At 69.1% G+C, this 21990-nt stretch carries 21 protein-coding genes; 6 read left to right on the forward strand and 15 right to left on the reverse strand.

Annotated features, from left to right (window positions below; translation table 11 throughout):
• Positions 1–31: 31 nt before the first annotated feature.
• The 13 genes from ABL844_RS20135 to ABL844_RS20195 form a co-directional block, all read right to left on the reverse strand.
• The gene (locus ABL844_RS20135) at positions 32–541 is read right to left on the reverse strand and encodes a hypothetical protein (protein WP_418128684.1); all 510 of its coding nucleotides are present in this window, start codon (positions 539–541) and stop codon (positions 32–34) included.
• Positions 542–954: 413 nt separating this feature from the next.
• Positions 955–2166, reverse strand: coding sequence for a DUF1501 domain-containing protein (locus tag ABL844_RS20140; RefSeq protein WP_418128685.1), 1212 nt, complete (start codon positions 2164–2166; stop codon positions 955–957).
• 25 nt (positions 2167–2191) lie between these two features.
• On the reverse strand, positions 2192–3757 hold the full coding sequence (locus ABL844_RS20145; protein WP_418128686.1) for a DUF1800 domain-containing protein: 1566 nt from the start codon (positions 3755–3757) through the stop codon (positions 2192–2194).
• A gap of 44 nt (positions 3758–3801) precedes the next feature.
• The gene (locus tag ABL844_RS20150) at positions 3802–4272 is read right to left on the reverse strand and encodes a hypothetical protein (protein ID WP_418128687.1); all 471 of its coding nucleotides are present in this window, start codon (positions 4270–4272) and stop codon (positions 3802–3804) included.
• 123 nt (positions 4273–4395) lie between these two features.
• Positions 4396–5085, reverse strand: a complete 690-nt coding sequence (locus tag ABL844_RS20155) for a DsbA family oxidoreductase (RefSeq protein ID WP_126021874.1) — start codon at positions 5083–5085, stop codon at positions 4396–4398.
• 63 nt (positions 5086–5148) lie between these two features.
• On the reverse strand, positions 5149–6558 hold the full coding sequence (locus ABL844_RS20160; RefSeq protein ID WP_126021873.1) for an MFS transporter: 1410 nt from the start codon (positions 6556–6558) through the stop codon (positions 5149–5151).
• Positions 6559–6626: 68 nt separating this feature from the next.
• Positions 6627–8504 (reverse strand): bifunctional sugar phosphate isomerase/epimerase/4-hydroxyphenylpyruvate dioxygenase family protein, encoded by a 1878-nt coding sequence (locus ABL844_RS20165; RefSeq protein ID WP_418128688.1) that lies wholly within the window; start codon positions 8502–8504, stop codon positions 6627–6629.
• Positions 8505–8638: 134 nt separating this feature from the next.
• Positions 8639–9403 carry an alpha/beta fold hydrolase gene (locus ABL844_RS20170; protein WP_126021871.1) on the reverse strand — a complete coding sequence of 255 codons (765 nt, stop codon included), beginning with the start codon at positions 9401–9403 and terminating at the stop codon, positions 8639–8641.
• Positions 9400–10635 carry a Bcr/CflA family efflux MFS transporter gene (locus tag ABL844_RS20175; RefSeq protein WP_418128689.1) on the reverse strand — a complete coding sequence of 412 codons (1236 nt, stop codon included), beginning with the start codon at positions 10633–10635 and terminating at the stop codon, positions 9400–9402. The genes ABL844_RS20170 and ABL844_RS20175 overlap by 4 nt, the downstream gene beginning before the upstream one ends.
• A complete protein-coding gene (locus ABL844_RS20180) occupies positions 10632–11063 on the reverse strand; it encodes a carboxymuconolactone decarboxylase family protein (RefSeq protein WP_126021869.1) in 432 nt (143 codons plus the stop codon). The genes ABL844_RS20175 and ABL844_RS20180 overlap by 4 nt, the downstream gene beginning before the upstream one ends.
• On the reverse strand, positions 11060–12274 hold the full coding sequence (pcaB, locus tag ABL844_RS20185; protein ID WP_418128691.1) for a 3-carboxy-cis,cis-muconate cycloisomerase: 1215 nt from the start codon (positions 12272–12274) through the stop codon (positions 11060–11062). The genes ABL844_RS20180 and pcaB overlap by 4 nt, the downstream gene beginning before the upstream one ends.
• A 22-nt stretch (positions 12275–12296) precedes the next feature.
• Entirely contained in the window at positions 12297–13130 is an 834-nt protein-coding gene (locus ABL844_RS20190; RefSeq protein WP_126021867.1) for a shikimate dehydrogenase family protein, read from the reverse strand.
• 145 nt (positions 13131–13275) lie between these two features.
• Positions 13276–14199, reverse strand: a complete 924-nt coding sequence (locus tag ABL844_RS20195; protein WP_418128693.1) for a shikimate dehydrogenase family protein — start codon at positions 14197–14199, stop codon at positions 13276–13278.
• 199 nt (positions 14200–14398) lie between these two features.
• On the opposite strand from ABL844_RS20195, the gene ABL844_RS20200 reads away from it, so the two are divergent.
• From ABL844_RS20200 to ABL844_RS20225, 6 genes are all read left to right on the forward strand, one after another.
• Complete coding sequence (locus ABL844_RS20200) at positions 14399–15193, forward strand: IclR family transcriptional regulator domain-containing protein (protein WP_126021865.1); 795 nt, start codon at positions 14399–14401, stop codon at positions 15191–15193.
• A gap of 80 nt (positions 15194–15273) precedes the next feature.
• The gene (locus ABL844_RS20205; RefSeq protein ID WP_369661723.1) at positions 15274–16284 is read left to right on the forward strand and encodes a Bug family tripartite tricarboxylate transporter substrate binding protein; all 1011 of its coding nucleotides are present in this window, start codon (positions 15274–15276) and stop codon (positions 16282–16284) included.
• Between the two features lie 25 nt (positions 16285–16309).
• Positions 16310–16975: a response regulator gene (locus tag ABL844_RS20210; protein WP_126021863.1), complete on the forward strand. Its 666-nt coding sequence runs from the start codon at positions 16310–16312 to the stop codon at positions 16973–16975.
• Positions 16976–16981: 6 nt separating this feature from the next.
• Positions 16982–18418 carry a sensor histidine kinase gene (locus tag ABL844_RS20215; RefSeq protein WP_369662425.1) on the forward strand — a complete coding sequence of 479 codons (1437 nt, stop codon included), beginning with the start codon at positions 16982–16984 and terminating at the stop codon, positions 18416–18418.
• A 13-nt stretch (positions 18419–18431) separates the two neighbouring features.
• On the forward strand, positions 18432–19457 hold the full coding sequence (locus tag ABL844_RS20220) for a tripartite tricarboxylate transporter substrate binding protein (RefSeq protein ID WP_418128694.1): 1026 nt from the start codon (positions 18432–18434) through the stop codon (positions 19455–19457).
• A gap of 22 nt (positions 19458–19479) precedes the next feature.
• On the forward strand, positions 19480–19878 hold the full coding sequence (locus ABL844_RS20225; RefSeq protein WP_418128695.1) for a DUF6194 family protein: 399 nt from the start codon (positions 19480–19482) through the stop codon (positions 19876–19878).
• Here ABL844_RS20225 and ABL844_RS20230 read toward each other — a convergent pair.
• Together ABL844_RS20230 and ABL844_RS20235 are read right to left on the reverse strand one after the other, a co-directional pair.
• A complete protein-coding gene (locus tag ABL844_RS20230) occupies positions 19875–21104 on the reverse strand; it encodes an ROK family transcriptional regulator (RefSeq protein WP_418128696.1) in 1230 nt (409 codons plus the stop codon). The genes ABL844_RS20225 and ABL844_RS20230 overlap by 4 nt on opposite strands.
• On the reverse strand, positions 21097–21894 hold the full coding sequence (locus ABL844_RS20235; RefSeq protein WP_418128697.1) for an ATP-binding cassette domain-containing protein: 798 nt from the start codon (positions 21892–21894) through the stop codon (positions 21097–21099). Before ABL844_RS20235 ends, ABL844_RS20230 begins: the two co-directional genes overlap by 8 nt.
• Positions 21895–21990: the final 96 nt, after the last annotated feature.

The raw sequence follows: 21990 nt of genomic DNA on the forward strand, positions 1-21990 counted from the left end.
ATTCTCGGCGGTGTTGCAGCCCGCCCTGCGATCAGGCTGAAGTGGCGTCCCGGTCGATGCCGGCGACCAGCTCCTGAAGCCACGCCCGATGGGCGCTGAAGCTGCCCAGTTGTTCCTCGAAAGCTTCCCTCGCCGTCAGGTACCGCTCCAGGAAGCGGAATCCGACCACTTCGGCGGCGTCGCGCAGCACTTCATCGGACAGGTCGCATTCGTAGAGGAAGTCGAAGCGCGTCGTCCAGAAGCCCTGCTCGGTGCCGGCGACCCTTTCGAAGTCCTGAGGCAATTCGATGCTGAACTCGATGAACTCCAACTCGCCCTCTCCCGCCCGGAGGCCGCAGACCCTGCTGCCGTGGTCCCACAGCGGAACCAGCGTGGGCCCTTCGGGCACGTCCGCGCCGTTGTAGACGTAGAACGGCGGCCCCAGGCAGGAGTCCCGCAACGCCTCGTGGATGCACTGGCCGGCAGCCAGCTGCATCAGCGGGGCGGATGCTCCGAGCCGCTGCAGCTCGGACATTCGCAGGTGTTCGGCGATCACGGCCATGCTCACATCTTTCTCGTTTCTACGCGAACATCGCCCAACACCACTAGCATTTGCTTTGAGAGATACAGGGTCTCGAGAAACTACGGTCGGTGCGACCGTTCATCAAATGTCAATCGCGCGTACGCGCGATTGGTCAGGGCACTCCCGAATCTTAGATTGAGCTCCTCAACCTGAAGGAGATAGAGATGCCCGACTATTGCGTAAATCGCGCCGCTCAACCCAACGGCGATCACGAAGTCCATGCTCAAGGCTGTATGTATTGGCCCAGTCCAGCCAATGTGCAGCCACTAGGTTGGCATGCCTCCTGCCATAGTGCCGTGCAAGCTGCGCGAGGCTACTACTTCCAAGTGAACGGCTGCCGAACTTGCTCGTACCCCTGTCATACCCAGTAGGGAAGGTAGGTTGTAGCGCCGCTAGACCAGCCGCAAGTCCTTCGGTGCCACGCCCTCGAACACCCGCCCCAGCTGCGCCGGCGACAGCCCGTACATCCGCTGGAACAACCCGCCGAACACCGCCCGGTACTCGTTGAGCACTGGATAGTCGCGGTTCTGGAACAGCGTCGCCTGCGTCAGCGCCTGCTGCTCGCCCACCACGCGCCCGCCGGCCTGCGCCGAGAGGCCGCCGCCGAGCACCCAGTAGACGGTGCCGTGGCCGTGGTCGGTGCCGCGGTTGCCGTTTTCGCGGAAGGTGCGGCCGAACTCGCTGATGACGACCACCACGGTCTGGCGCCATGCGTCGTCGCCCATCTCCTGCGCGAAGCCGGCGACGCCCCGGCCCAGTTCTTCGAAACGGTTGGCGAGGTAGCCGGTGGCGCCGCCCTGCCCCACGTGGGTGTCCCAGCCGCCGACGTCGACGAAGCCGAGGTCGAAGCGGTCGCGCATCAGCAGCGCCATGCGGCGCGCCACCAACTCGAAGCCCTTGGCGGTCATGGCATTGCGGCTGGCGGCGTCCATCTCGGCCTGCACCGCGCGCATGACCTCGTCGCGCACCTGGAAGCCCTCGGCCACCGGCTGGGCCAGCGTGGTATTGCGGTACATGGACGCGATGACCTGGCTCTGCCGCGCGTCGATGCCCGAACGCGCATTGCCGGCCAGCGCCATGTTGGCGGCCTTGGCGTTGCCGCGCATCGAGATCGGCAGCTGGTCGGTGAAGGCGATGGGCGACACGTCGGTGACGGGCCCCGCGCCGAGCACGCCGGCCAGCCGGTTGAGAAAGCCCGAGCGGTAGTCGCGGCGCTTGTCGAGCGCCTGCCCGAGCTCGATGGAGTCCTGCGTCTCGAAGTGGCTGCGCGTGAGGTCGTCGGTGCCCGCGAAGGCGATGAAGGACGCCTGCTTCTGCTGGAACATCGGCAGCACGCTCTGAGCCAGTGCGGGGTGCAGGCCCCAGCTGCCGTCCAGCGGCAGCGCGCCATTGGGCGAACCGGGCCGTGCGATGGCGATGTTGGGACGCGAGGCGTAGTAGAAGTCGCTGCCCGTGGGCACGAGCAGGTTGCAGCAGTCGTAGGCGCCGCGCAGGAACACGACCAGCAGCTTGGCGCCTTCGGCGGCCGGCGCGGCCATCACCTTGGCGGCGGTGCCCGCGAACGGCACGGCCGCCGCGAGTTTCAGGAGTTCTCGACGTTGCATGACGGATACCCTCTTCCTTGCTGTTCTATCGCCGCATCAGCTCGGGCGAGGCCAGCAGGAAGGTGTTCCATTCCTGCGGGTTCTTCGCCTGCGCCAGCGCCTCGCGCGTGTCCGCGCTCATGCCGGCCTGCATCGTGCGCACCGCGCGCGAATCGGCCAGCGGGGGGAAGGCGGGCTTCTCCAGTGGCGCCTTGTCGTCCGCGCGGAAGAGCACCGCGCCGTTCGCGCCGATGGCGCGCGCGATCTCGAAGCGGGTGTTCATCTGCCCCGCGCTGGCCCAGGCCGCCTCGTTGAGCGGATAGCCGTCGGGCGTCTCGTGGCCGTAGAGCTGCTCGCCCATGCGGTTGATCCAGCCGAGCATCGGGTTCACGTTGGTGACCACGCGGTCGTCGTACGCGAGGCGCACGCCGGCCATCACGTAGTGCACCGGGTCGCGGAACTTGCGGCCCAGCGAAGCCGAGAACTCGGGCGACTCGAACAGAGCCTTCAGCGTGACGGCGATGTCGCCGTCGCTGCGCGTGAAGGCTGCAGCCATGCGGTCGACAAGCGCCTGCGGCGGATCGTCGGAGACGAAGTACACGGCGAGCTTGCGCGAGACGAAGCGCGCGGTGGCCGGCGCGCGAGCGAGGCGGTCGAGCGCCTCGTCGGCCTCGGCCAGCCCGCGGCTCTGGATGGGCTGGCCCAGCAGCGTCTTCGGGCCGTAGTCGTGCCGGTTCGGGTTGAACTCGAAGAGGCCCTTGCGCACGTAGTCGGCGCGTAGGTTGGGCCGCACGTTCGGCGGCGGCGCATCGAGCGGCTGGTAGCTCACGCCCACGCCGGTGAGCACGCGTGCCAGCTCCTGCACGTCGGCCTGCGAATAGCCGCCACCGACGCCCAGCGTGTGCAGCTCCATCAGCTCGCGCGCGTAGTTCTCGTTGATGCGGTTGGCCGCGTTCTGCGCGTTGTCGAGGTAGCGCAGCATCGCCGGGTGGTGCAGCGTGGCGCCGAGCAGGTCGCGGAACCTGCCGAGCGCGTGCGGGCGGATGGCGTTCTCCTCATAGTCGCCCACCATCGCGCGGATGTTGTCCTTGCGCAGGTTGACGTTGAAGTGGTTCATCCAGAACCAGGTCATCTGCTCCTGCAGCTGGTTGGGCGAGTAGAGGGCGCGCAGCACGAAGCGTTGCTGGGCCTCGCGCACCAGCGCGTTGAGGTGCTGCTGGTAGGCCTGCCGCGCGGCCTTCTTCTGGTCTTCGTCGGGCAGCGCATCGGCCGCCTTGCGCTGCGCGTCGAGCCCGGTGACGAGCTGGTCGAGCGGCGTGCGCGAGATTTCCATCGCGTCGATCTGCGCCTGCGCGGCCGCAGGCAGCGGCGCGGGGCGCGGGTTGAGCTGGTCGCGCATCCACAGCGGGAGGCCGCGCTTCGCGAGTTGCGCGTCGCTGCTCGCATTGGCGCCCCAGCTCACGCGGTCGAGCCAGCGCAGCCGCGTGGCCTCGTCCACGTGCTGCGAAGGCAGCGACACCGAAACCAGCGGCCGATGGTCTCCGGGCGCGGTTGCGCAGGCCGCGAGCAGCGCCAGCGCGCAGGCGCCAAGCGCCATCGATGCGCGCCGCATCGGGAAAGAGAAGATCGGCGAAACAGCGGTGGCCGGCACCGCCCTCACTCCCTGCGCAGATCGTGGCGGCGCACGTCGCCGATGGCGTGCTGCGCGGTGGAAAGCGCGAGGTCGACATGCTCGAGGCCGCGCTGCTGATACGGCCGCGAGCGCGGGTCGTCTTCCTCGCGCGCCACATCGGAATGAACCTTGCGCAACAGGTCGACCGCCGCGTGCAGGCGGCCTTCGCGCGGCAGCCATGCATCGGTGGGCTCGCGCCATTCGACGGGCTTGCCGTCGAGCCATGCGGCGTGCTGCAGGTCGCCGATGGCGGCGTGGATCTCGTCGATCACCACCTGCTCGTCGCGCGAGACCTGTCCGTCCTCGGGGCGGCGGTGCTCCACCTTCCAGGCCGCGGTGCGCAGGTCGGACAAGGCGTGGAGATAGAACGGGTGTCTGCCGTACTCGTCCGCCAGTGCAGGCAGCGAAGCCGCGGCCATGAGGGCAAGCGCGGCGATTAGGCTTTTCTTCTTCATCTTCGGGGCTCCTGTGTGTGACAGTGGTTTGGAGACGCCTCCTCAACCGCCGGAGCCCGCTTCGGGTTGACGGTCTTTACCGTCGTAACGCTGCGCAAAGCTGGCGCCTAAGCGCCAGCTAAGTCAGGCTGTGGCAAGGCCCGAAGGTGCAGCGCCGGCAATCTGGCGCAGGGCCCGCTCGAACACTTCGACGGGCTGGCCGCCCGAAATGAGATGCCGGTCGTTGATGATGATCGCGGGCACCGAGTGGATGCCGGCGTCGGTGTACATGCGCTCGCGTTCGCGGGTTTCCTGCGCGAACTCGTCGCTGTCGAGAATTTGCCGGGCGCGTGCCGCGTCGAGCCCCGCTTCGGTGGCGGCGCGCACCAGCACCTCGTGGTCGGAAGGGTTCTGGCTGTCGGTGAAGTAGGCCTTCAGCAGCAGCTTCTTGAGCGCCGCCTGCTTGGCCGGGCTTTCCAGCTCGGCCCAGTGCAGCAGCCGATGGGCATCGAAGGTGTTGTAGACGCGCGGACGGCCTTCGGGGCTGAACTCGAAACCAACAGCCGCGCCGCGCTGGCGGATCATCTCGCGCGACTGCGCCTGCTGCTCGCGCGTGGAGCCGTATTTCTGGTTGAGGTGCTCGAAGGTGTCCTGGCCTTCGGGCGGCATCTGCGGGTTCAGCTCGAAGGGCTGGAAATGCAGTTCCGCGGTGATCTCCGGAGCCACCTTCCCGAGCGCCGCCTCGAGCGAACTCAGGCCGATGGCGCACCAGGGACAGGACACGTCGGAAACGAAGTCGATCTTGAGGCGGGAGGGGGAGGATGTGGAGGTCATGGCGCCATTCTTCCCGGCGCCACAACCCTTGGCAGGCGAAAGGTCTTCGCCTGCGAGCGCCCCTCAGGCCGCGGCCTTTGCCAGGCGCGCGTCCTGCAGCGTCTGCTCGCGCATGCGGTCGTATTCCTGCTTGTCGACCGGCACGGCGTTCGGGTCGCCAAGGTCGCGCATGTGGATGCGGTAGGTTTCGCGGGCGCTGAAGGCGGCCAGGGCGGCGAGCACCGTCACCGCGAAGGTGATGGCACCCACGGTGAACCACACGTTGGTCGAGCCCGGAGGCGCGACGGCGGCGAACAGCGCCGGCAGCAGCGCGGTGAAGGTGGTGCCGATGTTCTGCGAGATGGCCATGGCCGAGACGCGGTTGCGGGTGCGGAACAGCTCCGGATAGAAGCTCGGGAAGGTCGCGTTGTAGCCCTGGTAGATCACGCCCCACATCAGCAGCGACATGCAGATGGCCAGCGGCACGTTGCGGATGCTGATGGCGTACAGGTACACGAACGACAGCAGGCCCGAGACCAGCGCCCCGACGATGATCGGCGGGCGGCGGCCGATGCGGTCCGACAGGTTGCCCACGAACGGGATGACGATCACGGCCAGGATGTTGCCGAGCACCGGAATCCACAGGTACACGTCCTTCTGGAAGCCGATGCCGTAGGCGGCCTGCACGGCGTAGGCCGCGCCGAACACGGTGGCCACCACCGGAATGACGTTCATCAGCGCCATGCACACCACGCGCAGCATGTCGGCCCAGCTGTCGGTGAAGGCCTGGATGATCGGCGCCTTGGCAGTTTCACCCTTCTTGTCGACCTCGGCGAAGGCCGGGGTCTCGTCCACCTCGCGGCGGATGATGTAGCCCGCCACGATCACCAGGAAGCTCAGCAGGAACGGAATGCGCCAGCCCCAGGAGTTGAACGCGTCTTCCGGCATATAGTGCGCCAGCGGCAGGAACACGGCGGCCGCCAGGATCTGGCCGGCCTGCACGCCCTGCAGCGTGAAGCTCGCGAAGAAGCCGCGTCGCCCGAACGGAGCATGTTCAAGAATCATCGAGCTCGCGCCCGAGATCTCGCCCGCCACCGCGAAGCCCTGCACCAGGCGCAGCAGCACCAGCAGCACCGGTGCCAGCAGGCCGACCTGGTCGTAGGTCGGCAGCAGGCCGACGGCCACGGTCGAGAAACCCATCAGGAACATGCAAAGCACCAGCACCTGCTTGCGCCCATGCGTGTCGCCCCAGTGGCCGAGCACGAAGGCGCCGATGGGGCGTGCCACGTAGCCCACGCCGTAGGTCGCGAGCGAGGCGACGATGGCCGTCGTCGGGTCGCCCTTGGGAAAGAAGATCTGCGGAAAGATCAGCGCCGCCGCGGTGGCGTAGATGAAGAAGTCGTAGTACTCCAGCGCCGAGCCGATCCAGCCGCTTGCCGCGGCCTTTCTCGACTGGTGCCTGCCTTGCGGCTCACGGGCTGTGTTGCTTGCCATGTGTTGTCTCCAGTGGTGACGAAAAAAATGAAATCAGCTCTCTGTCGGTCGATCAATCTGTCGATCGGTCAGTCCTGTGCCTGCGAAGCCATGCGCGCCGGCGCATTGAGGGCGCCGTAGGCGTCGTAGTCGCCCACGCGCTGCGCGACCTCGAAGAACAGTCCGCCCTCGAAGCTCTCGGTATAGATGTGCAGGTAGTCGCCGGCGGGCGAGCGGTCGAAGAGCACGCCCGCCTCGCGCATGCGCGAAAGCAGCGCGGGCTCGACGTCGATGCGCGTGGCCAGGTCGTCGTAGTAGTTGTCGGAAATGGGAACGAAGCGCGTGCCGTTGGCGCGCAGCTTCGCGGCGGTCTCGAAAATGTCGGAGCAGCTCAGCGCGATGTGATGCACCGCGCCACCGCCGGTCACGCTCAGCGTGCGCGCGGTGCGGGTGCGCTGGCTCAGCGACACGTTGAGCACCAGCCGCAGGCTGCGCTCGGCATTGGCGACGCCGCGGCTGCGGATCAGCCCGAACGGGTCGGCCAGCTCCAGGCTCTCGCCGGGCTCCAGGCCGAGCACGGCGCGCGTGAACAGCACCCAGGTGTCGAGCTGGTCGAGCGCCAGGCCCAGCGCCACGTGGTCGATGCGCTGCAGGCCGGCGTCGTTGGTGCCGGCGCCCTGGTCTTCGAGAATGAAGTCGGCCTCGTACAGGCCGTTGGCGCCCAGCGCCTCGGGCACGAAATGGATCAGGTTGCCGCCCGGCGCCACGATGGCCGGCACACGCAGTTCGTTGGGCCCGACCGGACTGTCGTGCCGCTGCGAGCGCATGGCGGTGGCGCGGCCCACCGCAGCCAGCGGATCGCCGCAGCGCACGCCCAGCGCGCACACCGAAGTGCCGTGCGCCTCGAAGCGCTCTCGCGCGAAGGAATCGGGCTGGGCATTGACGATCAGGTTGATCTCGCCCTGGCGGTACAGCGTCACCGCCTTGGAGCGGTGCCTGCCGATGCGGCGGAAGCCCAGCTGGCCGACCAGCGTGGCCAGCGTCGCGGCCGAAGCCTCGTCGGCCGCGAACTCGATGAACGAAAGGCCCGAGAGCGCCGGCACCGGCGGCGGGTCGAACAGCGTTACCTGCTGCGCCACTGCCGGCTCGGCGAGGCGCTGGCGCGTTTCGCTCTCCAGATACAGCAGCGAGCGCATCGCGTCCACCGCGGTGCGGCGGTTCGGCGTCTCGCGAAAGATGTCGTTGAAGATCTCCAGCGACAGCGGCCCGGTGTAGCCGGCGCGCAGCACCTGCTCGAAGAAACCGACCACGTCGAAGTCGCCTTGCCCCGGGAACGAGCGGTGATGGCGCGCCCACTGCAGCACGTCCATCGACAGCAGCGGCGCGTCGGCCATCTGCAGGAAGAAGATCTTGTCGCCCGGAATGGCGGCGATGCCGGCCGGGTCGTCCTTCAGCGATAGGGTGTGGAAGCTGTCGAGGATCAGCCCCAGGTGCGGATGGTTCGCCTGCTTCACGATCTCCCAGGCCTGGCCGTAAAGCCAGGTGTGGCGGCCCCAGGCCAGCGCCTCGAAGCCCACGCGCAGGTTGCGGCGCGCGGCGCGCTCGGCCAGTTCGTGCAGTTGGGCGGCCGCCAGCGAAGGGTCGTTGACGGACAGCGGCGAGGTGTTGGAGCAGCACAGCATCGTCGGCGCGCCCATGGCCTGCATCAGGTCGAACTTGCGCTCGGCGCGCTCCAGGCTGCGGCGGAACTGCGCCTCGGGCATGCCTTCGAAGTCGCGCAAGGGCTGGTACAGGTCGATGCTCAGGCCCAGGTCGCCGGCGATGCGGCCCAGTTCGGCGGCCGTGCCCTTGAAGTTGATGAAGTCGGCCTCGAACAGCTCGATGCCGTCGAAGCCGGCGGCGGCGACGGCTTCGAGCTTCTGGCGGAGCGTGCCGCTGAGCGAGACGGTGGCGATGGAGCGATGCATGGGGGTGGACTTTAGGAACACCCGGGCGTCGTCACAATCTATTCAGAGCCGTTTTGATCGATCATCGATCACATTCAACCGTTATTCGCACGAAATACGGGATACACCTAGGCCGCCCGCCCGGCTCCGGCCTCTCAAAGGCTGCGCCAGAAATCGATCAGCAGCCGCGCAAATTCCTCCGGCCGCTCTACGGCGCTCAGGTGCGCGGCGTCGATGGTCTCCAGACGGGCATGCGGAATGGCCGTGGCCATGGCCTGTGACATCGCCATCGGCGTGGCCTCGTCCTGTAGCCCGCCGATGACGAGCGTGGGCACGGCGACGCGGTGGTTGCTCTCGCGGAAGTCGATGGCGGCGACCGCGTTGCAGCTTTCGATGTAGCCCTGCGCGTCGGTGCGCACCAGCACGTCGTGCAGCTTCTTCGCGGCTTCCGCGCCTTCCGGCGTGGCGGCCCAGGCCGGCGTGATCCAGCGCGACACCGCACCGGGGGCGATGGCAGCCACGCCCCTGGCGGCCACCGTCTCGACGCGCGTGCGCCAGGGCGTCTGGTCGGGGTAATGCGCGGCCGAATTGGCGATCACGATCGTCTTCAGCAGCTCGGGGTGGCGCACCGCCAGCGCCTGAGCCGTCATGCCGCCCATCGACAGGCCGACGAAGTGCACCGGCTCGCCGCCCGCCTCCCGGCGGATGAGCTCGGCCGCGTCCTGCGCCAGCGTCTCGATGCGCAATTCGCCGGGCAGCACCTCCGAGGCGCCGTGGTTGCGGTGGTCGTAGCGCAGCACCGTGTGGCCGCGCGCCAGGTGCGCGGCCACGCCGTCCCACATGCTCAGGTCGCAGCCGAGCGCATGGCTGAGCACGACGATGGGGCCATCGCCCTCGCGAACGACATTCAAACGGGTCATGGTGTGGTTTCCTTTTTCGGGTGTTGCAGACGCGGCAGCCAGAAGAACGCGATCGCCACCAGCACGCTGCCGGCCAGCAGCATGGGCACGACCATCGGCCAGGCGCCGTTGGAATAATCGGCATCGACGAAGCGCGCGGCCAGTTGCCCCGCGCAGAACGCGACCATCATCATGCCGAAGCCGGACCACGACACGGCGCGGCCCGCCAGGTGCGGCAGGTCGCCCACCGCGCCCGCCTGCCCGCAGGGCTGGTGGATGCCGTGGCCCAGGCAGTAGACGGCATGGCCGAACAGCAGCGGCACCGCGCTCAGCGGCATCAGCCAGCAGCCCAGCGCCTGGATGACGGCGCCGCCGAGGCTCAGCGATGCGCCCAGCCGCACAGTGCGCACCGGCCCGTAGCGCCGCAGCAGGCTGCGGCACATGGTGGTGCTGAAGATGTAGACCAGCGAACCACCGGCCGGGATCCACCCGTACCAGGCAGGCGACCAGCCCAGGTAGCCGATGTAGACCATGGGCGACAGCAGCAGGAAGCAGAACAGGCCGCCGTAGGTCGTGGCCGCCACCGAGGCCCAGGCACGGAACGAGCGGCTCGCGAACACGGCGCGCGTGCTGCCGCGCGGCGCGGACGACTCGCCCTCGCCCAGGGGCCGGCGCGTCTCGCCGAACGAGCGCCAGCACAGCGCGAACAGCACCGCGGCGTAGAGCGCCATCGCTGCCATCACCCAGCGCCAGCCCGCGCCCTGCACCAGCCACGCGCCGAGCAGCGGCGCCATCAGCCCGACGATGCCCAGGCCGGTGAGGCCGCGCGCCATCACGTGCGGGCCTTCGTGCGCCGGGTACAGGTCGCGTACGGCGGCGCGCGAACACACGAGGATCGCCGCCATCGAGAAGCCCTGCAGCGTGCGCCAGCCCGCGAGCAGCGCCACGCTGCCCGCGAAGGCGCCGCCCAGCGCCGCGAGCGCGTAGCAGCCCAGCCCCGCCAGCAGCACCGGCCGCCGCCCGAAGCGGTCGGCCAGCGGACCGCACAGCAGCTGCGCAAAGCCGAAGGCCAGCACGAACAGCGTGAGGCTGGTGCTGGCCGAGCCGAGCTCCTTCGCGATGGCGGGGAGCGCGGGAAGATAACTGTCGGTGGCTACGGGCTGCGCCGCCAGGAGCAGCGGCAGCAGCAGCGCAAAGGTGACGTCGAAGCGGCCCTTCGTTCGCCCCCTACCTTGGGCAGGCGGCACAGTCACTGCGCCAGCGGCGGCAGCAGGCCCTTCTCGCGCAGGATGCCCGTCGCGATGCCGAAGGCGTGGTTGGCCACGGGCACGCCGCAGTAGATGGCGGCCATCATGATCACCTCCTTGATCTCGTCCGGCGTGAGGCGCGACTCGGGCGGGCCGTCGAGCGCGGCGCGCACGTGCATCGCGAATTCTTCGTACGCGTGGATGCCCAGCATCATCGACAGCACCATGAAGCGGCGCGTCTTGTCGCCCAGCGCGGGACGGCCCCAGATGTCGTTCCACGCATGGCGCGTGATGAGCTCCTGGAACTCGGCGTTGAAGCCGTTGCGGTTGGCCAGCGACTTGTCGACCCAGGCATCGCCGAGCACGCGGCGGCGGTTGACGAGGCCGGCTTCATAGGCGCCGGGCTCCACGGGCGGGTTTTCGGGGGTGGTCATTGGGAGAGTTCCTTGTGTGCGTCGAGCCGGGCCTGCAGCGCCTTCACTTCGGCGAGCGCGGTCTGTCCGGCTTCGTGGGCGAGCGCGGGGGCGAACCATTCGTCCGCCGCGTCGCGCGGGAGTTCGGCGCGCAGCCGGTCGATGTTGGCGCGCATGCGCGCGGCGTCGACCTGCAGGCCAGGCAATGCACCGGCCATCGCACGCACGCTGCCATGCGCCGACATCAGGAGCTGCGGCCATTCGCCCAGCTCCGCCTGCCATGCGCCGAGCGCGCGTTCGTGCTGCTGCGGCATGGCGCCGAGCAACGCGGCCACGCGCTGCGGCGCGCGGTGCGCAGCGGCGATGGCGACCATCGAGGCCACCGGGTTGCGCTTGTGCGGCATGGCCGACGAGCCGCCGCGCCCCGGTTCGCTGGGCTCGGTGACTTCGCTGACTTCGTATTGGCCGAGCAGCGAGATGTCGACCGCGATCTTGCCCAGGCTGCCGGTCATGAGGCCCAGCTCGCAGCCTAGCGCGACCCATTCGTCGCGCTGTGTATGCCAGGTCGCGCCGGGGTCGCCCAGGCCGAGTTCCTTGGCCATGCGCTTGCGCACGGCCGCGCCCTGCCCCTTCATCTGCGCCAGCGTGCCGATGGCGCCGCCGAGCTGCAGCTGCAGCGCATGCTTGGCGGCATCGCGCAGGCGGATGCGGCTGCGCACCAGCGGCGCGGCCCAGCCGGCGCACTTGAAGCCGAAGCTGGTCACCGAGGCCGGCTGCATCAGCGTGCGCGCGAGCATCGGGGTCTCGGCATGCGTCACGGCCAGGCGCAGCAGCGCGTCGGCGGCCTTGGCGAGGTCGGCCTCGATCAGCGCGACAGCCTCGCGCGTGACCAGCGCCATCGCGCTGTCGATCACGTCCTGGCTGGTGCTGCCGAAATGCACGAAGGCCGCGGCCTCGGCATTGAAGAGGCCCACGGCCTCGCGCAGCGCCTTCACCAGCGGGATCGCGACGCTGCCGGCACGTCCGCTCTCGCGAACGATCTTGGCGACGTCGAACAGCTCGACCTTGCAGCTGCTGACGATCGAGTTGGCGGCGCTCTCGGGGATCAGCCCCTCGGCCGCCTGCGCGCGCGCCAGCGCGGCCTCGAAGCGCAGCATGGCGTCGACGAAGGCGCGGTCGCTGAACGCGCCCAGCGTTTCGGATGTGGAGAGGAAGCCTTCGAAAATGCTCATCGGGCGAGCCTTCCTTTCTTTTTCAGTATTTCAGTTGCGCCACGGCGCGCAGCTCCTCGGGCGAGGCGGTGCCGAAGCCGAAGAATTCCAGGTACGCCGGAATCATCTCGAACAGCATGTCGGTGCCCACCTGCACCGCACAGCCCTTGGCCTTGGCGGCCTGCAGCAGCGGCGTGTACTCGGTCTTCATGACCACCTCGCCGACGAAGGTCGAAGGGTCGATGCGGTCGACATCGAAGGGCAGCGGATCGCCCTCCTTCATGCCCAGCGGCGTGGCGTTGACCACCACGTCGTAGCCGGCCGGGTCCTTCGAGCCGGTGGTCACCTTCATCTGCGGATAGTGCTCGCGCAGCCGGGCGGCCAGCGCGTTGGCCGAAGCCTCGCTCATGTCGAACAGCATCAACTCGGCGGCGCCCGCGGCGGCAATCGACGCGGCGATGGCCGAGCCCACGCCGCCCGCGCCCGACACCAGCACCCGCGTGCCCTTGAAGAGCCGCCCCTTGCGCTCCACGCCGCGCACGAAGCCGGCGCCGTCGAACTGGTCGCCCAGCAGCGTGCCGTCGGGGCGCTTGAGGATGGCGTTGCAGGCACCGGCCACGCGCGCGGTGGGCGTCACCTCGTCGACCAGCGACATCGTCGTCACCTTGTGCGGCATGGTCACCAGCGCGCCGCGGATGTTGCTGAACTTGAAGATCTGCGGCAGCGACACCGCGTAGTCCTCAGGCTTCACGCCCATGGGCACGACCACCGCGTCGATGCCGTGCTTGTCGAACCAGGGGTTGTAGATCATCGGAGCCTTGAAGGCCTCCGTGGGAAAGCCGATGTGGGCGATGAGGGTGGATTTGCCGGAAATCATTGGTGGATCAATCTGTGCAATCAAAGGTCGATGAAGGTTTCTTCCAGGAATGCCGCGGAACCGGCTTTGCCGGGCCGCAGGCATTGCCCCCTGCAAGGGGGTTGGCGAAGCGACACGAAGTGCGCGAAGCCTGGGGGTGAGCCATTTACGCCACGCTCGGGGAGCGATAGCGCAAGGGCTGCGCGATCTCGGCGTGCATTGCGGGCGGATAGATGATTTCGCGCAGGAAGCCGGCGTCGGCAGCCATCGCATCCGCCGCATCCATGTGGCCGAAGTAGCGGAAGTAGTGCGGCATCTGCTGGATCAGCATCTCGAAGCCGGCCTGCGCATTGAGCCCGCGCGCACGGGCCGCGCGCACCAGCGGCGTGGGCTGGTTGCGCAGCAGGATGTCGAAGAGCGCGGCGTGGCTCTCCATGCGCGCCACATCGACCGGCGCCGCGTCGTCGTCGCTCAGCCCCAGTTGCGTGGCGTTGATGACGAGGTCGAAGCCCTCGGGCGCGTTGCTGTCGGCGGCGACCACGTTCGCGTCGAAGAAGGCGTCGAGCTTGGCCGCCACGCCGGCCGCCTTGCCGGCTGCCTTGTCGTACATGGCGATGTGCGCCGCGCCGTTGACCGTGCCGCCCTCGGCCAGCGCCACGCCGATGGCCGCGGCGCTCACGCCCGCGCCCAAGATCAGCACCCGCTTGCCGCGGAAGGGAATGTTGTAGTGGTCGAGCGCGCCGATCAGGCCCTCGCCGTCGAAGAGATCGCCCTCGAGCTGGTCGCCCTCGGTGCGGCGCACCACGTTGACCGAGCCCGCCACGCGGCCGAAGAGGCCGCAGCCTTCGAGCAGGTCGACCACCAGCGGCTTGTGGGGCGGCGCGATCACCATGCCGCGCACGTTGCGCGCGAGAAAGGCCGACTTGAAGAACACCGCGAAGTCGCGAACCGGCACCTGCATGGGCAGCAGCACCGCGTCGATGCCGTAGCGCTCGAAGGCGGCATTGAACATGCGCGGCAGCCGTACGTTGCGAACCGGGTCACCGGGGATCAGGTAGGCCTGGGTGCTGCCGCTGATGGAATGGCTCATGTGCGTGCTTCCGTTCGTCAATCGCTCTTTTGGAGGGCGGATGGCGAGCTTTATAGTCCCTCCAGCCAACCCCTGCAGCCTTCGGGGCATAAAAACGTGCGACTATCGATCTTTTAAATTCAATAATCGATCAATTCGAGGGTTTTCACCTGCACCAATTGCAAACTCGAACCCTTCCGCACAGATCACACTTCCGCCCATGAGCAAGGACAGCAATCACGACCCGGCACCGCCTCCCGGCCTGGACAAGCGCGACTGGATCGCCGGCCTGGAACGCGGCGTGAGCATCATCGAGGCCTTCGACGACGCCAACCCGCGCCTCACCGCCAGCCAGGCCGGCCAGCGCACGAACATGACCCGCACCGCCGCGCGGCGCTACCTGCTGACCCTGCAGCACATGGGCTACGTCGCCAGCGACGGCAAGCTGTTCTGGCTCACGCCGCGCGTGCTGCGCCTGGGCCAGTCGTACCTGGAGTCGGCCCGCCTGCCGCGCGTGGTGCAGCCCTTCCTGCAGCGTGTGGCCGCCGGCACCAACGAGATCGCCTACCTCAGCGTGATGGACGGCGACGAGGTGGTCTACATCGCCCGCAACGGACCCAACCGCAGCATGAGCACCGGCTACGTGCTCGGCGCGCGTGTGCCGGCTCAGGTCACCGCCTCCGGCATGCTGATGCTGGCGCTGCGCAGCGACGCCGAGCTCGACGAGTGGCTCACCACCCGCAAGCTCACCGTCTTCACCTCGCACACCATCGCGAGCATGGAGCGAATGAAGCTCGAACTCGCGCGCATCCGGGCGCAAGGCTGGGCCCTTTCCGAACAGCAGCTCGACCTGAACTCGCGCGGCATCGCGGTGCCGCTGCGCGACCGGCACGGCACGCTGGTGGGAGCGCTGAACATCACGATGCCGATGGGGCACGAGAGCTCGGAGGATGCGGTGGCGCGGGTGCTGCCGGTGCTTCGGGAGACGGCGCAGGCGATGCGCAACCTGATCTGACCCGACTGACAGCATTCCGACAGCATCCCCCGGGCACGATGCGCGCTTTCAATCCAAAAAGCGCTGGAGACACAAGCACCATGTCCGCACCCCTCTTCCCCCATGACATCCGCCTGAGCCGCCGCGGCCTGCTCCAGGCCGGCGGTGCAGCAGCCCTCGGCGGCCTGCTGCCCTCGATGGCCTTCGCCGAAGACGCGTGGCCCAGCAAGTCGATCCGCTTCGTCGTGCCCTTCGCGCCCGGCGGCAGCTCGGAGATCGTCGCGCGCTCGACCGCCGCCGAACTCTCGCGCACCATCGGCCAGAGCGTGTTCGTCGACAACAAGCCGGGCGCGGCCGGCAACATCGCGATGGGCGAGGTGGCGCGCGCCACCGACCAGCACACGATCATCCTGGGCCACATCGGCACGCTGGCGGTCAACCCGTACATCTTCGCCAAGCTGCCCTACGACGCGAACAAGGACTTCAAGCCCGTAAGCCTGCTGGCCAAGGTGCCCAGCCTCTACGTGGTGCATCCCGACGTGCCGGCGAAGAACCTCAAGGAGTTCATCGCCTACGCCAAGTCGAAGCCGGGCAAGCTCAGCTACGGCTCGGCGGGCAACGGCAGCGCGGGCCACCTGGCCTTCGAGTACCTGAAGATGACGGCCGACGTGTTCATGCTGCACGTGCCCTACCGCGGCACCGGCCCGATGGTGACCGACCTGCTCTCTGGCCGGCTCGACGCCTCGGCGATCGGCGCGGCAGCGGTGCTGCAGTTCATCAAGGCGGGCAAGGTGCGCTGCATCGCGACCGGCTCGGCCAAGCGCCTGCCGCAGTTGCCCGACGTGCCGACCGTGGCCGAACAGGGCTTCCCCGGCTTCGAGATGACGCAGTGGTACGGCATGCTCGCGCCGGCCAGCATCACGCCGGCGCAGCTCGCCAAGCTTTCGGCCGAGACGATGAAGGCCGTGAAGTCGCCCGACTCGATGCAGCGGCTGACCAACGACGCGGCCGAGGCCATCGGCGGCACGCCGGAGCAGTTCGCGCAGTTCATCGCCTCTGAACAAACCCGTTGGCAGAAGGTCATCGCAAGGGCAAACATCAAGCCGGATTGAGCCCCGTCGGCTCTAGCATCGGGCCATGCGCATTCTCCTGGCCGAAGACGAACACACCCTGGGCACCTGGCTGTGCAAGGCGCTGGAGCACGCGGGCATCCAGGTCGAATGGGTGGACGACGGGCGCCTGGCCGACCGGGCGCTGCAGCAGCGCGACCATGACGCGCTGGTGCTCGACCTGGGCCTGCCAGGGCTGGACGGACACACGGTGCTGCAGCGGCTGCGCGAGCGCGACCAGCGGCTGCCGGCGCTGATCCTCACGGCGCGCGATTCGGTGAACGAGCGGGTGGCCTCGCTCAACGCGGGCGCCGACGACTTCCTCGCCAAGCCCTTCGCGCTGGCCGAGCTCGAGGCGCGGCTGCATGCGCTGGTGCGCCGCGCGCGCGGCGTGGAGCATCCGCGCCAGGCCTGCGGTCCGCTGGTGTACGACGGCGCGCGGCGGCACTTCACGCTCAACGGCGAGGCGCTGGCGCTCTCGCCGCGCGAACTGGCGGTGCTGCGGGTGCTGGTTCAGCGCAGCGGCGAGCCGCTGTCGAAGCAGCAGATCCTGGAGCGAGTGTTCTCCGACGACGAGGAAGTGCACCCCGAGGCGGTGGAGGTCTTCGTCTACCGGCTGCGCAAGCGCCTGGACGGCAGCGGCGTGCGCATCGTCACGCTGCGTGGGCTTGGGTACGTGCTGGAAGCAGACTGAGTGAGCGTGGTGTCCGGCCTGGCAAATCGCCTGCGGCGCGCGAGCCTCTGGCAGCGGCTCGCGCTGCTGCTCTTTCCCGCCCTGCTCGTGGTGACCGCGCTGGAGCTGTGGATGACGCGGCACGACGCGCTGGCCGCCGCCAACGCCGCCTACGACCGCTCGCTGCTGGGCGCGCTCAAGTCCATCGACGCCAACATCTCGACCGCGTCGGGCGGGCTCTCGGTCGAGCTGCCCTACACGATGTTCGAGTTCTTCGAGCTTACGGCGAGCGGACAGGTGTTCTTCCGCGTCTCGACCTCCGACGGGCTGGTCGAACTGGGCAGCGCCGACCTGCCCGCCCCGCCCGCCGAGCTGAAGATGGGCGTGCCGGCCTTCTACGACGCCACCTACTTCGGCGAGGCCGTGCGGCTCGCGGCCTACCGCCGCGACCTCGACCGTGCGCCGGCCGGCAGCACAGGGCGCAGCGTGCTGATCCAGGTCGGCGAGAGCACGCGCTCGCGCCAGGAATTCAGCGCGCGCTTCGTGCGCAGCGCGGCGCTGCGCGACGGGCTGGTGCTGGCGATGCTGCTGTGCGGCACCGCCATCGCGCTCGCGGCGGCGCTGCGCCCGCTCTCGCGGCTGGCGCGCGAGGTGGGCGCGCGCACCAGCGATGACCTCACGCGCATTGCCGAGACCGACCTGCCCGCCGAGGTTCGGCCGCTGGTGGCTGCCGTCAACCAGCAGATGTCTCGCACGCAGGAGCTGGTTTCGCAGCAGCGCCAGTTCCTCGACGACGCCTCGCACCAGCTGCGCACGCACCTGACCACGCTGCAGATGCAGGCCGACTACGCGCGGCGCGAGGAAGACCCGGCGCAGGTGCAGGTGGCGCTCGATGCGCTCGGCACCGAGATCGGCCGCGCCACGCGCAGCGCGCAGCAGCTGCTGGCGCTCGGCCGCAGCGACACGGTGTCGGTGGAGCCCGCCGAATTCGATCTGGCGGGGCTGCTGCGCGAAGTGGCCGTCGACCTGCTGCCGCTGGCGCGCGCAAAACGCATAGATCTGGGCATCGACCTGGGCGTCCATTCACCCGCGCCCGAATTCCCCGCCGTGGCCGATCGCGGGCTGATGCGCGAGGCACTGGGCAACCTGGTGAGCAACGCCATCGCCTACACGCCAGCCGAAGGCACGATCACGCTTTTTGCTGCCGGCGACGCCGCGGGCTGGAGCCTCAACGTGGAAGACAACGGCCCGGGCATCGACGAGGAGGAACGCGCCGCGCTGGGCCAGCGCTTCCGGCGTGGCGCACGCGCCGGCAAGGGCGGCTTCGGGCTCGGGCTGGCCATCGCGCGCTCCATTGCGCAGCGGCACCGGGGCGAACTGCGGCTCGAGGCACGCGAAACCGGCCCGGGGCTGCATGCGATCATCTGGTGGCCGCGCGCTTCATCGGCCCCGGCCTCCGACTGACGGGCCCGCCGCCATGCCTTCCTCCGCTACCTCCAACCGACGCCATGCATTGCGCGCGCTGTGTGCGCTGCTCGCGCCGCCATTCGGCATGCGCGCGATGGCCGCGGGCGATCCTTCCGAAGAAGCGGCCGACTGCGTGATCCCCGCCAAGGCGGGCGGCGGCTTCGCGCTGACCTGCGCACTGGCGCGCGACGCGCTGCAGGCCGTGCGCCCCGCGCGCCCACCGCTCGCGCAGCGCTACCTGCCGGGCGGCATCGGCGCCGTGGCCTTCGACCGCATCGCCACCGGCAAGCTCGGCGGGCCGGGCACGCTGGTGGCGTTCTCGAGCGGCTCGCTGCTCAACCTCGCGCAGGGCCGCTTCGGACCGCATTCGCCCTCGGCCGTGCGCTGGATCGCCACGCTGGGCACCGACTACGGTGTGATCGCCGTTCACCGCGATTCGCCTTTCAGGCGCCTGCAGGACCTTGTCGCCGCACTGCGGCAGGACCCGTCGCGCATCGCCTTCGGCGCGGGCGGCACGGTAGGCAGCCAGGACTGGGTGAAGGCCGCGCTGCTGGTGCGCGCAGCGGGGCGAGACCACAAGGCGATGCGCTTCGTCTCCTTCGAGGGCGGCGGCGACGCACTGAGCGCATTGCAGGGGCGGCATGTCGACGCGTTTCCGGGCGATGCGGCCGAAGCACTCCAGGCCATCGCGGGCGGAGCGGCCGTGCGGCTGCTCGCGGTGCTGTCGGAGAACCGGCTGGGCGGCGTCCTCACCGGCGTGCCGACCGCGCGCGAGCAAGGCGTGGACCTGGTCTGGCCCACGGTGCGCGGCCTCTACCTGAGTGCGGACGTGCCCGATGCCGCCGTGCGCGCCTGGACCAACGCGTTCCGCGAGGCGAGCGCTGCGCCCGGCTATGCATCGCTGCGCGAACAGCACGGGCTCTACCCTTTCGCCCTTACCGGCTCCGCGCTCGACGACTATGTGCAGGCGCAGATCAAGGCCTACCGGCAGCTGGCGGACGAACTGGGGCTGCGGCGCTGGCCGACTTCCCGATGAGAATGCGGGCAAGATCGCGCCCATGACCGAAGACGCGATCACCCAACACATCATCGACATGCTGGCCGGCGGCCATTTCCAGGTCGCCGACGACAACACCTTCTTCTTCCACGACAGCGACGACAAGTTCCCTTTCGCGACCATCGTGACGAAGGACAACGAGTTCGACAACGCCTCGAAGCTGGACCGCGCCGGCGTGTTCCGGCTGAACCTCGGCGTGGGCAAGGAAACGTTCCGCGCGCTCTTCGGCGAGCAGCCGGCCGCGCCCGACTACAGCGCGCTCGACACGCTGATGCCGCATCCGCTGTACGCGAAGATGTACTGGGTCAGCGTGATCAACCCGAGCGAGAAGACCTTCGATACGGTCAAGCCGCTGATCGCCGAGGCACTGAGCCTCGCGCGATCACGCCGTACGGGCTAGGCCGCCTTCAGGAACACGTCGTGGTCCGGCGCGAAGTTCGCGTGCAGCGGCAGCATCGCGCCGCCGAGCGCGCAGGCCTGCGCACCGGCCTTGCCGCCGTGCAGCTGCGGCTGCCAGAGGCCTTCCCAGTTGCAGTGGTCGAGCGCGTCGCGGGTCTGGTCGAGCAGCGCCTGAAGCAGCGGGCGTGACATGGAGCCGTCCACCACCACGTCGGACAAGTCGAGCATGGCGGTGCCGCACACGATGGCATGCGCCAGCGCCTGCGATGCGCTGGCCAGCCAGGCCGTCGTGGCCTGCGCGAAAGGCGGCTGCAGCGCGCGGTCGTCGTAGGCGGCCATGGGATCGAGGCCTTCGGCCGACAGGCGCTGCTCGAGCTCCCACAGCGACGCCTGCGCGACCAGCTGCGGCGGCAGCGCGCCGCGGGTACCCGGCGGCTGCATCGGCAGCGATGCCAGCGCGCCCGCATTGCCATGCGCGCCGGTATGCAGGTGCGAGTTGATGACGAGCCCGCCGCCCACGAAGGTGTCGACGAAGATGTAGAGAAAGCTCTTCAGGTCGTGCCCCCGCCCTCCCACCAGTTCGGCCACGCAGGCGGCCACGGTGTCGCGCGCGAAGCTCACCGGCAGGTCGATGCGCGAACGCACCTCGGCGGCCAGGTCCATCTGGTTCCACAGGTCGGACTGCGCCTTCGACAGCCCCAGCGTGCGGTGCCAGCCGCCGAGCAGAAACGGCGCGGCCAGCCCCACGCCCACGTTGCGCGCGGCCAGCGGCCCCAGGCCGTCGCGCAGGCGGTGGATGTGCTGCGCGATGGCGGGCAGCAGTTCGTCGGCGTCGGGAAAGTCGTAGCCGATGGCGTGGCGCTCGCGCACCTGCGCGGCGAAGTCGATCAGCAGCCACTCGGCACCGCGCCGGCCGACCTTGATGCCGATGGCGAAGGCGCCGTCGGGGTTGAGCGCCAGCGGCACCGAGGGCTGGCCGATGCGCCCGCGCACGCGGCTTTGCTTGAGGATGAGCCCGTCTTCCTCCAGCCGCGCGGTGATGAGCCCGATGGTCTGCGCGCTCAGGCCGGTCAGCCGTGCCAGGTCGGCCTTGGGCAGGCTGCCGTGAACGCGCAGCGCCTGCAGCACCGTGCGCTCGTTGAACTGGCGCATGCCGACCTGGTTGGAGCCGCGGGGCCGCAGCAGGTCGGGCGTGCGCACAGCAGCGGGTGCGTGCGCATCAGGCATGCGCCTCCGCGGGCAACTGGTCGGCCGTCATCGCGCCGGTCATCACCGCGACCGTGTCGCTCATGCTGATCTTCTTCGGATCGAGCACGGCCGCGCGGCGGCCCAGGCGGGCCACGTGGATGCGGTCGGCCACCTCGAACACGTGCGGCATGTTGTGGCTGATGAGCACCACCGGCAGGCCGCGATCGCGCACGCGGCGGATCAGCTCCAGCACCATGTTGCCCTCCTTCACGCCGAGCGCGGCGGTGGGTTCGTCCATGATGACCACGTGCCGCGCGAAGGCCGCGCTGCGCGCCACGGCCACGCACTGGCGCTGGCCGCCCGAGAGCGTCTCGACCGCCTGCGTCATCGACTGGATGCCGACCTTCAGGTCGGCCATGCGCGCGGTGCTTTCGCTCAGCATCTTCTTCTTGTCGAGCATGCGCAGCACGTTGCCCATGAAGCCGGGCCGGCGAAGCTCGCGGCCGAGGAACAGGTTCTCGTAGATGGTCATGGCGGGTGCCACGGCCAGGTCCTGGTAGACCGTCTCGATGCCCGCGCGCCGCGCCTCCAGCGGATTGCGGAAGTTCACCGGCTTGCCGTCGAGCAGGATCTGCCCCTCGTCGGGCACGATCGCGCCCGACAGCGCCTTGATGAGCGATGACTTGCCCGCGCCGTTGTCGCCGATCACCGCGAGGATCTCTCCTTCGCGCAACTCGAAGTCGACACCGGCCAGCGCCGTGACCTGGCCGTAGCGCTTCACCAGGCCCTTGGCCTGCATCACGATCTTGCGGTTTGTAGCCGTGTTCATTTCAGTTCTCCACCACGCTGGCACACGAGCCGCGGCCGACGCGACCGGCGCGGACCCGTCGGGGAACACCGCAGAACGGGCTTTGCCCGGCCGAAG

This window comes from Variovorax sp. 278MFTsu5.1 (genome assembly GCF_048305045.1).
Lineage (GTDB): Bacteria > Pseudomonadota > Gammaproteobacteria > Burkholderiales > Burkholderiaceae_C > Variovorax > Variovorax guangxiensis.

Bases quoted from the DNA above. Each gene is read 5' to 3' on its own strand.
- ABL844_RS20210 (WP_126021863.1), top strand. From the start codon at position 16,310: ATGCGCATTCTCCTGGCCGAAGACGAACACACCCTGGGCACCTGGCTG.
- ABL844_RS20165 (WP_418128688.1), bottom strand. From the start codon at position 8,504: ATGCATCGCTCCATCGCCACCGTCTCGCTCAGCGGCACGCTCCGCCAG.
- ABL844_RS20230 (WP_418128696.1), bottom strand. From the start codon at position 21,104: ATGCCTGATGCGCACGCACCCGCTGCTGTGCGCACGCCCGACCTGCTG.
- ABL844_RS20205 (WP_369661723.1), top strand. From the start codon at position 15,274: ATGTCCGCACCCCTCTTCCCCCATGACATCCGCCTGAGCCGCCGCGGC.
- ABL844_RS20220 (WP_418128694.1), top strand. From the start codon at position 18,432: ATGCCTTCCTCCGCTACCTCCAACCGACGCCATGCATTGCGCGCGCTG.
- ABL844_RS20145 (WP_418128686.1), bottom strand. From the start codon at position 3,757: ATGCGGCGCGCATCGATGGCGCTTGGCGCCTGCGCGCTGGCGCTGCTC.
- ABL844_RS20160 (WP_126021873.1), bottom strand. From the start codon at position 6,558: ATGGCAAGCAACACAGCCCGTGAGCCGCAAGGCAGGCACCAGTCGAGA.
- ABL844_RS20150 (WP_418128687.1), bottom strand. From the start codon at position 4,272: ATGAAGAAGAAAAGCCTAATCGCCGCGCTTGCCCTCATGGCCGCGGCT.
- ABL844_RS20225 (WP_418128695.1), top strand. From the start codon at position 19,480: ATGACCGAAGACGCGATCACCCAACACATCATCGACATGCTGGCCGGC.
- ABL844_RS20135 (WP_418128684.1), bottom strand. From the start codon at position 541: ATGGCCGTGATCGCCGAACACCTGCGAATGTCCGAGCTGCAGCGGCTC.
- pcaB (WP_418128691.1), bottom strand. From the start codon at position 12,274: ATGAGCATTTTCGAAGGCTTCCTCTCCACATCCGAAACGCTGGGCGCG.
- ABL844_RS20140 (WP_418128685.1), bottom strand. From the start codon at position 2,166: ATGCAACGTCGAGAACTCCTGAAACTCGCGGCGGCCGTGCCGTTCGCG.
- ABL844_RS20180 (WP_126021869.1), bottom strand. From the start codon at position 11,063: ATGACCACCCCCGAAAACCCGCCCGTGGAGCCCGGCGCCTATGAAGCC.
- ABL844_RS20195 (WP_418128693.1), bottom strand. From the start codon at position 14,199: ATGAGCCATTCCATCAGCGGCAGCACCCAGGCCTACCTGATCCCCGGT.
- ABL844_RS20235 (WP_418128697.1), bottom strand. From the start codon at position 21,894: ATGAACACGGCTACAAACCGCAAGATCGTGATGCAGGCCAAGGGCCTG.
- ABL844_RS20170 (WP_126021871.1), bottom strand. From the start codon at position 9,403: ATGACCCGTTTGAATGTCGTTCGCGAGGGCGATGGCCCCATCGTCGTG.
- ABL844_RS20190 (WP_126021867.1), bottom strand. From the start codon at position 13,130: ATGATTTCCGGCAAATCCACCCTCATCGCCCACATCGGCTTTCCCACG.
- ABL844_RS20200 (WP_126021865.1), top strand. From the start codon at position 14,399: ATGAGCAAGGACAGCAATCACGACCCGGCACCGCCTCCCGGCCTGGAC.
- ABL844_RS20155 (WP_126021874.1), bottom strand. From the start codon at position 5,085: ATGACCTCCACATCCTCCCCCTCCCGCCTCAAGATCGACTTCGTTTCC.